Annotated in this window: 14 protein-coding genes and 1 pseudogene; 11 read left to right on the forward strand and 4 right to left on the reverse strand. The window is 65.8% G+C overall.

All coding sequences use genetic code 11. The features are described from left to right. The 8 genes and pseudogenes from QOH60_RS24135 to QOH60_RS24170 form a co-directional block, all read left to right on the forward strand. Positions 1-1013 (forward strand): annotated as a pseudogene (locus tag QOH60_RS24135) (MCE family protein); the annotation flags it as partial. Beyond that, positions 983-1594 carry an Rv1363c family protein gene (locus QOH60_RS24140; RefSeq protein WP_526424408.1) on the forward strand — a complete coding sequence of 204 codons (612 nt, stop codon included), beginning with the start codon at positions 983-985 and terminating at the stop codon, positions 1592-1594. The pseudogene QOH60_RS24135 and the gene QOH60_RS24140, both read left to right, overlap by 31 nt. A gap of 5 nt (positions 1595-1599) precedes the next feature. Continuing rightward, positions 1600-2565 (forward strand): RDD family protein, encoded by a 966-nt coding sequence (locus tag QOH60_RS24145; RefSeq protein WP_526424447.1) that lies wholly within the window; start codon positions 1600-1602, stop codon positions 2563-2565. After that, positions 2562-3146: an Rv1363c family protein gene (locus tag QOH60_RS24150; protein ID WP_526424409.1), complete on the forward strand. Its 585-nt coding sequence runs from the start codon at positions 2562-2564 to the stop codon at positions 3144-3146. The genes QOH60_RS24145 and QOH60_RS24150 overlap by 4 nt, the downstream gene beginning before the upstream one ends. After that, positions 3113-4060: a mammalian cell entry protein gene (locus QOH60_RS24155; RefSeq protein ID WP_526424410.1), complete on the forward strand. Its 948-nt coding sequence runs from the start codon at positions 3113-3115 to the stop codon at positions 4058-4060. The genes QOH60_RS24150 and QOH60_RS24155 overlap by 34 nt, the downstream gene beginning before the upstream one ends. Positions 4061-4084: 24 nt before the next feature. After that, positions 4085-4801, forward strand: a complete 717-nt coding sequence (locus QOH60_RS24160) for an ABC transporter substrate-binding protein (protein WP_526424411.1) — start codon at positions 4085-4087, stop codon at positions 4799-4801. Between the two features lie 6 nt (positions 4802-4807). Beyond that, positions 4808-5638: an SDR family oxidoreductase gene (locus QOH60_RS24165; RefSeq protein WP_526424412.1), complete on the forward strand. Its 831-nt coding sequence runs from the start codon at positions 4808-4810 to the stop codon at positions 5636-5638. After that, positions 5635-6402: a fructosamine kinase family protein gene (locus QOH60_RS24170; protein WP_526424413.1), complete on the forward strand. Its 768-nt coding sequence runs from the start codon at positions 5635-5637 to the stop codon at positions 6400-6402. Before QOH60_RS24165 ends, QOH60_RS24170 begins: the two co-directional genes overlap by 4 nt. On the opposite strand, the gene QOH60_RS24175 is transcribed toward QOH60_RS24170, so the two are convergent. Then, positions 6395-7471: a phosphodiester glycosidase family protein gene (locus QOH60_RS24175; protein ID WP_526424448.1), complete on the reverse strand. Its 1077-nt coding sequence runs from the start codon at positions 7469-7471 to the stop codon at positions 6395-6397. The two genes, QOH60_RS24170 and QOH60_RS24175, sit on opposite strands and share 8 nt — an antisense overlap. Before the next feature lie 217 nt (positions 7472-7688). Between QOH60_RS24175 and QOH60_RS24180 the strand changes: the two genes are divergently transcribed. After that, the gene (locus tag QOH60_RS24180) at positions 7689-7976 is read left to right on the forward strand and encodes a GlsB/YeaQ/YmgE family stress response membrane protein (RefSeq protein WP_526424414.1); all 288 of its coding nucleotides are present in this window, start codon (positions 7689-7691) and stop codon (positions 7974-7976) included. On the opposite strand, the gene QOH60_RS24185 is transcribed toward QOH60_RS24180, so the two are convergent. From QOH60_RS24185 to QOH60_RS24195, 3 genes are all read right to left on the reverse strand, one after another. Then, the gene (locus QOH60_RS24185) at positions 7977-9275 is read right to left on the reverse strand and encodes a PQQ-dependent sugar dehydrogenase (RefSeq protein WP_526424415.1); all 1299 of its coding nucleotides are present in this window, start codon (positions 9273-9275) and stop codon (positions 7977-7979) included. Then, positions 9256-9969 (reverse strand): pirin family protein, encoded by a 714-nt coding sequence (locus tag QOH60_RS24190; RefSeq protein ID WP_526424416.1) that lies wholly within the window; start codon positions 9967-9969, stop codon positions 9256-9258. The genes QOH60_RS24185 and QOH60_RS24190 overlap by 20 nt, the downstream gene beginning before the upstream one ends. A 114-nt stretch (positions 9970-10083) precedes the next feature. After that, on the reverse strand, positions 10084-11058 hold the full coding sequence (locus QOH60_RS24195) for an RNA polymerase subunit sigma-70 (protein WP_526424417.1): 975 nt from the start codon (positions 11056-11058) through the stop codon (positions 10084-10086). A gap of 40 nt (positions 11059-11098) precedes the next feature. Between QOH60_RS24195 and QOH60_RS24200 the strand changes: the two genes are divergently transcribed. Then, positions 11099-11938 carry an alpha/beta hydrolase gene (locus QOH60_RS24200; protein WP_526424418.1) on the forward strand — a complete coding sequence of 280 codons (840 nt, stop codon included), beginning with the start codon at positions 11099-11101 and terminating at the stop codon, positions 11936-11938. Beyond that, complete coding sequence (locus QOH60_RS24205) at positions 11935-13008, forward strand: alpha/beta hydrolase family protein (protein WP_526424419.1); 1074 nt, start codon at positions 11935-11937, stop codon at positions 13006-13008. Before QOH60_RS24200 ends, QOH60_RS24205 begins: the two co-directional genes overlap by 4 nt. Positions 13009-13014: the final 6 nt, after the last annotated feature.

A 13014-nucleotide genomic window follows, 5' to 3' on the forward strand; every position in this document is an offset into this window, starting at 1 on the left:
TGGATTCCCAGGCCAACTCCCGCAGCGCCATCGAACAGTGGTCGGCGAACCTGAATTCGATCGGCACCCAGGCCGCCGCCCAGGACGCTGCGCTGCGCAACGGTCTGCAGCAGGCCGCGCCCACCGCCGATCAGCTCAACGCCGTGTTCAGCGATGTGCGCGAGTCGCTGCCTCAGACGCTGGCCAATCTCGAGATCGTCCTGGACATGCTCAAGCGCTACCACAAAGGCGTCGAGCAAGCCTTGGTGATCCTGCCGCAGGGTACTGCGATTGCACAGACCGCAACCTCGATCTACCCGGGGGAAGGCTTGCTGCACTTCGGTCTTGGCCCGATCGTGGTGGGCACCGCGGCCTCGCTGCTGACCCAAAACCTGATCCCGCCGGGTTTTGGGACGTCGCTGAACTCGTCTCCGCCGTGTCTGACCGGGTTCCTACCGGCCTCAGAGTGGCGGTCTCCGGCCGATACCAGCACCAAGCCGTTGCCGTCGGGCACATATTGCAAGATTCCGAAGGATTATCCGAGCAACGTCGTTCGTGGTGCCCGTAACTACCCATGCGCCGACGTGCCGGGCAAGCGGGCGGCCACCCCGCGGGAGTGCCGCAGCAACGAGCCGTATGTTCCGTTGGGCACCAACCCCTGGTACGGGGATCCCAACCAGATCCTGACCTGCCCCGCGCCCGCGGCGCGTTGTGACCAGCCGGTGAAGCCAGGAACCGTGATGCAGGCCCCCAGCATCAACAACGGAATGAACCCGCTGCCCGCCAGCCTGCTACCCCCGACGGGCTCACCTCCTCCGACGAGCGATCCCTTGACCGCGCCAGGGCAGGGTAGCGTGACGTGCAGCGGACAGCAGCCCAATCCCTGCGACTACAGCCCGGCGACCAGCCCCACGGCCGTCTACAACCCTCAAAACGGCCAAATCACCGCGCCGGACGGGTCGCGCTACAGCGTGAAAGATTCGACGAACACAGGAGACGACGGATGGAAGGAGATGCTGGCACCAGCCGGCTGAACCCCACCGAGCCCGACGGGTCGGACACCGAGACACCGGCGGATTCGACTCTCGATGAACAAGTGGCCGATCCACAACCGTCGCGGGTGAGCCGCGCGTGGTTCGTCGGCGCCCTGGTGCTGCTGGTGCTGATGGCCGGCGGCCTCGTCACGGGCGGCGTGTTCGCGATGAATGCGCACGCTGCGAACAAGGAGTCCGCGCAGAACGGACAAGCTGCCGTCGACGCCGCGAAGGACTGCGTTACCGCGACCAACGCACCCGACCCGGCGACGATGGCGAAGAGCGTGCAGAGAATCCTCGACTGCTCCACCGGTGATTTCGGCGTGTCTGCCAAGTTGATGGCGCCGATGATGGTCGAGGCCTATCAGGCGGCCAACGCGAAAGTCGAGGTGACCACCATCCGCGCTTCGGCTGAGAAGTTCAACGACGACGGCACGATCGATGTGCTCGTGGCATTCCGGTTCAAGGTGCCGACGAACCCGCAGCAGCAGAACCAGGAGACCGGGCTGCGGATGCGCGCGACGATGAAGTACGAGGACGGCAGGTACAAGATCGACAAGCTCAACCAGGTGATGTCTTGACGGCGGTGCTGGAGGCGGAGCCGCAAGAGGGGATCAGCGCGGAGACCGAGAGCAGCCAGGCAGCCTCGTGGCTGTCGCGGGCAGGCGCACTCGGGATCGACGTGCTGTTCCCCCTTTTCGTGGCGGCGGCGGTAGCCCTGGCCTGGTTCACGGCGTCGCCGGGCAGCTGGGCGTGGTGGGTGACGGCAGTCGCCGGTGTGCTGATCGTGCTGTCGATCGTCGTCAACCGCCAGTTGCTGCCCGGGGTGACCGGATGGAGTCTGGGCCGGGCGCTGTTCGGTATCGCGGTCGTGCGCAGCGACGGCGAACCCGCGGGACCGTGGCGCCTACTCGTGCGTGACGTGGCGCATCTGCTGGACACCGCCGCGCTGTTCGTCGGGTGGCTGTGGCCGCTGTGGGATGCGCGCAACCGGACGTTCGCCGACCTGTTGACACGCACGGAGGTGCGCCGCGTCGACGGTGACCGGCCGGATGTGCGACGTGGGGTCGCGGCGGCTCTGGCCGCAGGCGCGGTGATCGCCGCCGGCAGTGCCGGCCTGACGTATCTGACCGTGTACCGGCAGGAACAGGCCGTCGACGCGGCCAGGGCAGAGGTCTCCGAGCAGGGGCCGCGGATCGTCGAGAAGATCCTGTCCTACAACCCCGGCACGATGAAGGAGACCTTCGCTCAGACACAGGACCTCGTCACGGACGCCTATCGCCCGCAGTTGGTCGACCAACAGCACAGAATCGAGAAGAACCCGGCCGCGCTCAACGAATACTTCGCGGTGACGAGTTCGGTGTTGCCGGGGACGACGCCGGAGCGGGCGACGATGCTGATATACCTGCTGGGCCAACGCCAGGCCCAGCAGCAAGAGGCGAGACCCAGCACGGCGACCGCGCGAGTCACTTTCGAGAAGTCCGGCGGCAAGTGGCGGGTATCCAATGTCGAGGTATTCCCGAAGCCCCTGATCGGTGCGGGCGCCCCATGAGCCCGAGGCGCAGACTCGAGACTGAGTCCGACCGCGATGAGCCGGTCGGCGACACCCAGACCACCCCTCGTGACTGGCGCGGTTTGCTTCGGCGCGTATTCGGTGGGCTGCCGGCATTGGCCGTCGCCGCGGCATTGCTCGTCGTGGCCGCGGTCGCCGCGACGGGGTGGATGTTGTGGCAGCACGACACCGACCGGCGTGCCAACGCGGTCGACGCGGATGTGCTCGGGTACGTCGGGCAGTTCATGACCGAATACACAACGCTCGATCCTTTTCACGCGAACGACTACGCCGACCGTGTCCTCAACCATGCGACAGGTGAATTCGCGAAGGAGTACAAGGAGAAGCAGAACTCGATCCTGATTCTGGTCGCGCAAGCCGAGCCCACTACCGGAGCGGTGCTGGACGCGGGTATCGAGAAGTGGCACGACGACGGCAGCGTGAGCGTGCTGGTTGCGACGAAAATGACCAACAAGGGCGGAGACCCAAAGAAGCCGGTCGTGAGTGGCAACAAGTGGGTGGTCACCGCCGTCAAGGAAGGGCAGCAGTGGAAGATCAGCAAACTGATACCGGTGACCTGACCGGCGCAGCGACACCTGACGCACCGTCGTCGGCATCCGCCGCTACGCCGGTCGGCAAGCGCGGGCGCCACCGGACCTTCCGTCCACGTCCGGTGACCGCCCGAAAAGAAGAAGCCCCGTCGGAGATCACGGAATCGTCGGCGGCCGAACCGGAATCGACGGCGGTCGAGAAATCGCCGCCGGCTGACGCGGCCGCGGTGAAGGGTTCCGCGGCCGAGCCAGAGTCTGCTGAGGCCGAATCAACCGACGGCGAAGACAGCGATGCCAAGCCTGCCAAGCGGCGCAGATGGTTTCGCGCCCGCGCCGCCACACCGGTGGCCGGCGATGACGCAGCGACGTCGGCGGAAAACGCCGAACCGGCAGCGTCCGAAGAGGCCGACGGCGAGGTCAAGGAGCGCAAGCCGGTAGGCAAGCGGCTCACGGTCGCGGTGGCGGCGGCCGCCGCAATCTTCGTCGCGGCCGGGGCATTCGGCGGCGCGATGTTGGAGCCCTACGTCGCCGATCGCGCGGCAACCAGTACCAAGATCGAGATCGCAAAGACGGCGAAGGACGCCATCACGACGCTGTTCACCTACACCCCCGATGACATGGAGCAGTTGCCCGACCGCGCAGCCAGATATCTGGGCGGCGATCTCAAAGAGTCCTATGCCAAGCAGGTCGACCTGTTGGCGGCCACCAACAAGCAGAGCCAGATCCACCGCAACGCAGAGGTAGTGGGTGCGGCGGTCGAGTCGTTTAAGGGCGATGACGCGACAGCGATGGTCTACGCGAATATCTCCTACACGAGTGCCCAGACCAAGGACATCCCGCGGATCTTCCTCGTTGCTTATCGGTTGACGATGCAGCGCAAGGGCGGCGACTGGCTGATCACCAACATGCCCTGGATCACGTCCAAAGACCTCACCCGGATCTGACCGCCGCGCACTGTGACGAGCACCGTGCGGGTCGGAGCAGCCTTCCCCGATCCGCCCTTCAACGGCGGCAACGACGGTGACGGGCTTGATATTTCGTTGATGCGCACCATCGGTGAGGAATTGGGAGTTCGCGTCGAATTCGTCGACTACAGCGGCGCCGATTTCAACAAGATCTTCGACCGGCTCGACGCGGGCGAATTCGACTGCGTCACCTCCGGCACCACCGTCACCCCCGACCGCGCGCGACGGGCCGCATTCTGCGAACCGTATCTGGTCTCCGGCCAGTCACTGGCGGTCAACGTCGAGCGTCATCCGCACGTGCACACCGTCGACGACCTGGTGGGGCTGACGATCGGTGTGCAAGAGGGCAACACGAGTGAACCAATCGCCAATGAGCTTGTCGCACAAGGAAAAGCGAAGGCGGTTCGGGTGTACGACTACAGCATGATCAAAGCCGGGATCGATGACGTCGCAGCGGGCCGCTGCGACGCGTTCATGAAACTTGCCCCGGTGCTCACCGAGCTGGTACGCCACGCCGACGGTGTGCAGGTAGTCCTGCGTGGTATCTCGACCGAACGCATCGCGATCGCGGTGCGGCGCGGGAACTCTGGGCTCCAGAGCCGTCTGTGCACCGCCCAGGCCAGCGTCGACAACGATGGCAGGTTAGCCCAGATCCGCCGGAAGTGGCTGGGCTCACCATTACTCGACCAAAGTGCCCCGTTCACGGCTGCAGAGAGGTAGGCGTCAATGCCGTCAGTACTCGTCACGGGAGCGTCGCGGGGGATAGGCAAAACCATCTCCGGACACCTTGCCGCGCTCGGCTGGGATGTGTTCGCCGGGGTCCGCTCGGAGCTGGACGGAGAGCGGCTTCGCGCGCAAGCCCCGTCAATTACGCCCGTGATACTGGACGTGACACACGAGAGTCACATTGCGGCGCTGGATGAAGCACTGCCACCGAACCTGGACGCGGTCGTCAACAATGCCGGTATCGTCGTCGCCGGCCCGATGGAATATGTGACCCCGGCCGACTTACGGAGCCAATTCGACATCAACGTCGTCGGGCAGATCGCCGTCACCCAGGCCGTGTTGCCGCGGCTGCGGAAGTCGCACGGTCGAATCGTCTTCATCTCGAGCCTGAACGGCAAGATCTCCATGCCGCTGACGGGACCCTATTGCGCCTCGAAGTTCGCGATCGAAGCGGCGGCGGATGCACTCCGGATGGAGTTGAAGCCCTGGGGCATCGCGGTTGTGGTGGTCGAGCCGGCCCAAACCGACACCGACATGTGGCGCACCGCGGACGCTATGGCCGACGATACGGCCGCGCGGTTGCCCGACGACGCGCGGCGGCTCTACGACAAACACCTGTCAGGGTTCAAGAAGTCGATCCCGGCGTCGCAGAAGCAGGCGGTTCCTGCGCAGGATGTTGCCGCCCTGGTCGAGGAGGCGCTGTCTGCCCGTCGTCCCCGGCCGCGTTACGTCGTCGGTATGCTCCCCAAGGTGCAGCTCGCGGTGCTGACGCGGTTGCCGACGGCACTGCGCGACCGTGTGCTGCGAGGCGTGTTGCATCAGCCCGGGTGAGCGATTTCGTCAAGCGCAATTCGTCTGCGCCTCAGGGCTTCTTCGCCTGGGAAGCGGCGGGCTTGCGATGGCTTGGTGCTGCCGACGGCGGCGTGCCTTGTGCGGATGTCGTCGACTGTGACGAGACGAGCCTGACGTTGGGCCGCCTGAAACCTGTTGCGCCCAACCAGGTGTGCGCGCGTGAGTTCGGGGTGCGGTTGGCTGTGACCCATGACGCCGGGGCGCCTGGTTTCGGCGCCGGGCCCGACGGCTGGACAGGCCCCGGGTTCTTCGGGCCCATGGCGCAGCCGTTACCGATGTCACTGGTGCCCTACGACGTGTGGGGCCGCTTCTATGCGCTCGAGCGACTGGCACCGATGGCTGAGATCGCGGGTTCCGCATTGTCAGCCGAAGGCCGTGACGCCGTGGCTACCGTTGTGAAGCGTTGTCTGGCTGGCGATTTCGATACCGACGACGCGCCGGTCCGGTTGCATGGCGATCTATGGAGCGGCAATGTCATGTGGACCGCCGACGGTGCGGTGCTCATCGACCCTGCCGCGCACGGCGGGCACCGCGAAACAGATCTCGCCATGCTCGCGCTGTTCGGCTGTCCCCATCTGGCCGATATTATCGATGCCTACCGGTCGGTGCATCCGCTCGCACCGGGATTCCGGACGCGCGTCGGTCTGCATCAGCTGTACCCACTGCTCGCGCACGTTGTGCTGTTTGGAGCTGGATATGTCCGTCAGTGCGAAAACGCCGCTAGCGCAGCACTTGTCAGTTAAAGGCCAGCCAGCTCGGCAACGCACGTTCGTGTGAGTCGCACAGCACTTGCCGTGTGTCGCAGTTTCCCCTCGGCGATCCCGCTCCGGTCCACATACCTCCGGTGTCGCGACGCAGCACGATTGCCGACGAGCCGCCGCCGTCGAGCAGCAGCGCGTTGTCGGCGCCGAGCCCGCGGAAGAGGTCCTGCATGTTGTCGGGGGTGTAGCTACCGCCCTGGAAGACGTACATCTCGTCCTTGGGCCGGTTGTAGCCGATCGCGGTGCGGGCAGCACTGGGGCCGCCGTCGTTCAGCTGGCTGGTGTCACTCGGACTGAGCAGGCCGATCCCGCTGACCGCAACGAACCGTGCGCCTGCGTCGAGAAGTCTCTGAATCTCCGGCGATGCAGCGTCGTAGTCGTTGTCGCCTCTCGGCATCACGACATATGGCGTGCCACCGACCGGAAGGATCATGGTGGCCAACGCTTTCCAGTTCTCATCACCGCCGGACAACGCTTGCTTGCCGGCGTAGGCGACGGCACCCGTCACCGCCGCGTTGGAGCGACCCTGCCCGCGTGTGTTGTCGACGTAGGCGCCCAGCGGGGAGCTGCAGCCGGTCTGCTTCCAGGAGCCACTCTTCTGGCCGCGGACGTCGAAGAAGTTTGCATTGATGGCGATGATCGGCTGGCCCAGCACCTGCCACGCCTGTAGTGGTGTGTAGGTCTCGGACGCCTGCAGGAGTCCTTCACCGGTGCGCGCGCCCGGATTTCGTTCACATCGCGACTGGTAGCCCTGATGGCTGTCGACCAGAAGCTTGGGGTTCAGCCGGGTCGACGCGCTCTTGACGATCATCAAGTGGCCACCGTTGTTCAGGGTGTACTCGTTTCCCGCCGAGTTGCGGAAGGGCGCGGCAAAGTTACCACCGAAGTTGTAGACGAGATACGAGCCTTTGGTGTTGGCGATTGCCGCGAGCAGTACCGAGCGCGCGTCGTTCTCGGCACGCGCGGAAGGTGCGAAGGGCAGCGTCGCGCACAGCGTCACGGCAGCGACGGCTGCGGCTAGACGCTGGCAAAGAGCGGGGATCCCGTGCACGTCCGCCTTTCTTGGTGACGTCAACGATTAATCACAGCAACCTCTCTGTCAACTTTAGTAACAGCCCTATAACGATTCGGTACCGGTCGAATGAGTTCTCGCACTTGACGTTTGCGTTCATTACGCGGCATCACGATGACCCTGTTTATTCGACACCGATTTTGGGAAAATACCTTACGTCGGCGTCAGCAAGATGCCGCTAGCGTAGGGAGCAGCGATGTTGTGGACCATTGTCACGACAGTCATCGCCGGCATCGTCATCGGTTTGCTAGCTCGACTGGTGCTGCCAGGTAAGCAACCGATCGGCCTGCTGTGGACAGTTCTGCTAGGCATTGCGGGAGCGCTGATCGGCTCGTGGGCGTGTTGGAATCTGACCTCGTACCACAATGAAAACGGCGGCATCGAATGGATTCCGTTCTTCGTCGGCGTCCTCGTTGCGGCCGTACTGATCGCCGCGTATGTCGCGATCACCAGGCGCGGCGCGCGGTCGGGTCCGCGGGTCTGATCACTTACCAGGCGGCGCAAGGCGGTACACGGCCCCGGCGTAGTCGTCGGTGATATAGACGGCGCCGTCTGGTCCGAGGACCGCCGCGACCGGGCGGCACCACCGGGATCCGTCGGGTACCTGGAACCCGCCGACGAGTGTCTGCTGGTTGCCCAATGTGCCGTTCTGCCAAGCAAAGAACGACACCTCCGGGGCGCGCGGCGGTTCGCGGTTCCACGACCCGTGCACGCCCACCAGCGCGCCGCTGGAGTACGGGGCCGGCAAGCCGCCGTCGACGAAGGTCAAGCCCAGCGGCGCGGCGTGCGCGCCGAACGTCTGCTCGATCAGGGGCAGCGCCGCGCAGTCCAGCTTGCTGCCGTCCGCGTTGGTTTGCGCGTCGCGGGCAAACGGCGGATTTGCTCCGTCGCGGTTCGGGTGACAGTAGGGCCAGCCGAGATCACGCCCAGGAGTCAAGCGCGCGAACGACTCTGGTGGATGGTCGTCGACGTAGTCTTGAATGACCTCGCCGTAGGTGGGCCCAAGGTTCGGGTCGGCGATGTTGTCCCGATTGTTCACCGCAGACCACACCGAGCCATCGGGGGCAACCGCGAGCCCCGTGCCGTTGCGGACGCCGCGCGCAAACAGCTGGTATGGACCGCCACCCGGCGGGATGCGCATGATCGACGCGCGCTGCGGACTTGCGTCACGGTCCTCGGCAGAGATGTTGCCCGTCGAGCCGATCGAGAAGTACACCGCCCCATCGGGTCCGACCGCCACGCTCTTAAGCGCGTGGGCGTACGCGCCGCCGAGCTCGGGGCTGCGGTCGTCGGGCAGTCCCGCGGCGACGACCCGGCGGTCTGTGACAGCCCCGTGGTCGTAGGTGTAGGCGTTCAGCTGATCGCTTTCCGCCACATACAGAGTCGGGCCGGCGAATGCGAGACCGTGTGGTGCGTCGAGGTCGTCCAAGAGGACAGACTGGCGCGGCGGCTGGCTTCCGTCGGGCGTCAGGCGAAGCACCTTGCGATCGGCGGGCACGGAGACGAGCAGCGCGCCGTCCGGAGCCCACGCCGCCAGGCGCGCCTTCGGGATGCGGGACCAGACGGACATCGTCCATCCGGGCGGCACCAGCGCCTGGTGTGCGACGTCGAACGGCGGTTGCGCCAGCGTCGCGGGTACCTGGACGGGGACGTCGACGAGGCCTGCGGGTGCCTGGGCAGGGGGTGCAGGCGACGAGGGCTTGCCGCATCCTGAGGCAATCAGCGCAGTCGTCGTCAGCACGGTCGCGGCGACGACGCCCGTGCTACGCAGGCAGCCCGGCATGCATCTCCCACACCAAGATTTCCGAGGGCTCGGTGGCGGTGAGCCGCTGACCACCCGACCCCGTCAGGCGGACGGCGTCGCCTTCGTGCACGGCGCCTGTGTCCTCGAGCGTGACGTCGCCGCGCGCCACGAACACGTGGACGTACGGGGCCTCCGGCAATTGCACGCTCTGGCCGGCTTCGAGGCGGGCGCCGTGCAGCGCGGCATGACGGTTGTGTATCACGACCGCCGCGTCGGCGGCCCTGCCCGAGGCGATCGGCACCAGTCCGTCGGCGACGTCTACCTCGTGGTGCTGGTAGCCCGGGGTCAGGCCGGGTTCGTCGGGAACGACCCACATCTGGATGAAATGCACAGGGTCAACCGAGGATTCGTTCTTCTCGGAGTGCAGTATGCCCGTGCCGGCCGACATCCGCTGAGCAAGCCCAGGGCCGATGACGCCGGTGTTGCCCACGGAGTCCGCGTGTGCGAGCGACCCGCTCAGGACCCAGGTGACGATCTCCATGTCGCGGTGCGGGTGCGTACCGAACCCGTTGCCGGGTGCAACGATGTCATCGTTGTTGACCAGCAGCAACCCGTGATGCGTGTTGGCAGGGTCGTAGTTATCGCCGAACGAGAACGAATGCCGCGACGTCAGCCACGAGTTGGTGGTGACCGCACGCTCGGCGGCCCGTCGAACGTCGACGCGTGGCCCCATACGGCCAGGGTAACCGGGCCCCGGTCCCTGCAGCCTCGCGCGCCGAGATCAGAGTTGACGCACGCTTCTGCGCGATTTTCACTCGCACGCGTGTCATAACTCTGATCTCGGCGGCTACAGCGAAGGTGGCAGTCCGAACTTTTCGAACAGCGACGTGTCCAGAAACGCCACGACGTGGGACACGCCGCCTTCGGTGAAATCCACGACGTGCAACTGGAACGGCACATGCTTGTCGCCCTCGCGCATGTACATCGCGGCCGCGAGCTGGCCATTGGACCGGACGGGGATCATCCTCATGTCGCCGGGCCGCTCGGCCGGGCACTGCAGATGAATCAGCGAGCCGATGGTCTTCGGCCCGACATACCAGCTGTCGTACGGCGGCATCTCCCAGATCGCCTCGGCAGTGAACATTTCGACAAGGCTGTCGATGTCGTATTTCTCGAATGCGGCGATGTAGCGGGCTAATTGCTCCTGGGCCTCTGGCGAATCCAGGGCCGCAGGCGGATCGTCGGCGCTCGGCCCGACGGCCTCAAGCTGCGCCCGCGCCCTTTGCAGCAGACTGTTGACCGCGGCCGTCGACGTGTCGATCGCATCGGCAACCTCCGCGGCCTTCCACGCCAGCACGTCACGCAACACGAGCACCGCCCTCTGGCGCGGCGACAGGTGCTGCAGCGCCGCGATGAACGCCAACCTCACCGACTCACGCCCGCCGACGATCACCGACGGATCGGTGGGATCATCCTCGGCATCAGGAAGTGGCTCGAGCCAGGACACCTCGTGGCGCTCGACCAGCTCGTCCGTCGGGTTCGCGCTCGGGCCACCGAGTCCGGCGGGCAGCGGCCGACGCTGCCTGCCCTCAAGCGACGTCAGGCAGGTGTTCGTCGCAATCCGGTACAGCCACGTGCGCAAGGACGACTGGCCCTTGAACCCCGAATATGCTTTCCACGCGCGCAGATACGTCTCCTGAACCAGGTCCTCGGCGTCGTGCAACGAACCGGTCATCCGGTAGCAGTGGGCGAGCAGTTCACGCCGATGCGGCTCAGCCTGGATCAGGAACTCGTCATCTGATTCGCGGGCGAGGACGCTCACCGCACCGAGCTTACGCGCAAGGTCTCGTTAGGCTCTGCTGATGCCCACCACCAGAACCGAACGCTCGTTTCACGGGGTTGGAGGCGTTCGGATCGTCTACGACGTCTGGACACCTGAGGCCGCCGCCCGTGGTGTCGTCGTGCTGTCCCACGGCTACGCCGAGCATGCCCACCGATACGACCACGTGGCCCAGCGCTTCGGCGAGGCCGGCCTTGTCACCTACGCGCTCGATCACCGCGGACACGGCCGGTCCGGCGGCAAGCGGGTATGGCTCAAACGGCTGTCGGATTACACCGACGACTTCGCCACTCTCGTCGGCATCGCCGCCGCGGACTACCCGAACCTCAACCGCGTCGTTCTCGGTCACAGCATGGGCGGCGGCATCGTGTTCGCCTACGGCGCGCAGCACCCGGACGACTACGCGGCGATGGTGTTGTCCGGGCCGGCGGTCGCTGCGCAGCTCGACGTGCCCAAGCCGCTCGTGCTGGTGGCCAAAACTCTCGGGAGAGCATTTCCCGGGGCCAAGGTCAGCACACTCGATGCCGATGCGGTGTCGCGCGACCCCGACGTCGTCGCCAAATACAAATCGGACCCGCTCGTGTATCACGGCAGGTTCCCCGCGGGAATCGCGAAGGCGCTGTTCGAGGTCGGCGAGAACCAGCCGCAGCTTGCGGCCAAACTGACCGCGCCACTGTTGATCGTCCACGGCGAGGAGGACAGGCTGATCAACGTCGCAGGAAGCCAGATGCTCGTCGAGAATGCTGGATCGGCTGAGGTCGCGCTCAAGGTCTATCCCGGGCTGTACCACGAGGTGTTCAATGAGCCGGAAAAGGACCTCGTGCTCGGCGACGTCACGTCCTGGATTGCGACGCATCTGTGAGAAGCTCAGTGCGCCTTCATGTGTGGTGGATAGTGGTGGCGCTGGTGTGGGCGGGTGGATGCTCGTCAGATCATCCGACGACGACGGCGGCCCCGTCATCGAAACCCGGCGCGTGGGTCGAGGACGACGTCAGTTTTGTTACCGACGGGCTCACCACGTACGGCACGTACCGCCACCGTGAGGGCGCCCCGCCGGCCGCTGCTGCGCTGTTGATCAGCGAGAGCGGGAGCACGGATCGCAACGGGGACAACGCCGTTGCCGGGAAAATCGGCACACTGCGGGCCCTGGCTACCCTGTTGTCCGACCGCGGGGTCGCGACGTTGCGCTACGACAAGGTGGGCACCGGCAAGACGGGGCTCGGGCCCTACGACAAGCGAGCGGGCGACGTCGGCAATGCGGTCTTCACCGAAGAGGCCAAGGGCGCGGTCCGCTTTCTCGCTGAGCAAAAAGGCACCGACCCGAGCCGGATTTCAGCCTATGGACACGGGGAGGGCGCTGTGCGCGCGCTGACGCTGGCCACCGACACCAGCGTCGGCGCACCGAAGATCCATGCGCTCGGGCTGCTCGCACCGCTCGCGGGCCGGTATCTGGACCTGGTCACAGAACGGGTCCGCAAGGACTTGGATGCCCAGGCCAAGGCCGGGCAGATCAGTCCGCAGCAGGCGAAGGAGACGCTCGAGGCGTGGCTTGCCGCCGTCGCCCAAGCCCGCGCGAACGGCACTGTCCCGGACAAATTGCCCCATGGACTCAGCGCAATCCTCAATCCAGGCAACGTCAAAGCAGTGCTGGAAACCGACGCGATCGACCCGCTCGCGCTGGCCGCGCAGATACCCGCGGGCACGCCCGTGCTGCTCACGTGCAGCGACTCCGACGGGCAGGCGAGCTGCGAGGCCGTGCAACCGCTGGCGAACGCGCTGGCGCACAGCGCGCTTACCTTCGTTCAGCTCAAGGGGGTCAGCCATGTGCTCAAGGACGACCCGACCGACAACATCGGCAACTATGCGAAGGACCAGCCGCTGTCGCCGCAGTTCGTGGATGCGCTGAACAGTTTCGTCAGACCCGTGTCCTAGCGTGGC

The organism is Mycobacterium sp. (assembly GCF_032159765.1).
GTDB lineage: Bacteria > Actinomycetota > Actinomycetes > Mycobacteriales > Mycobacteriaceae > Mycobacterium.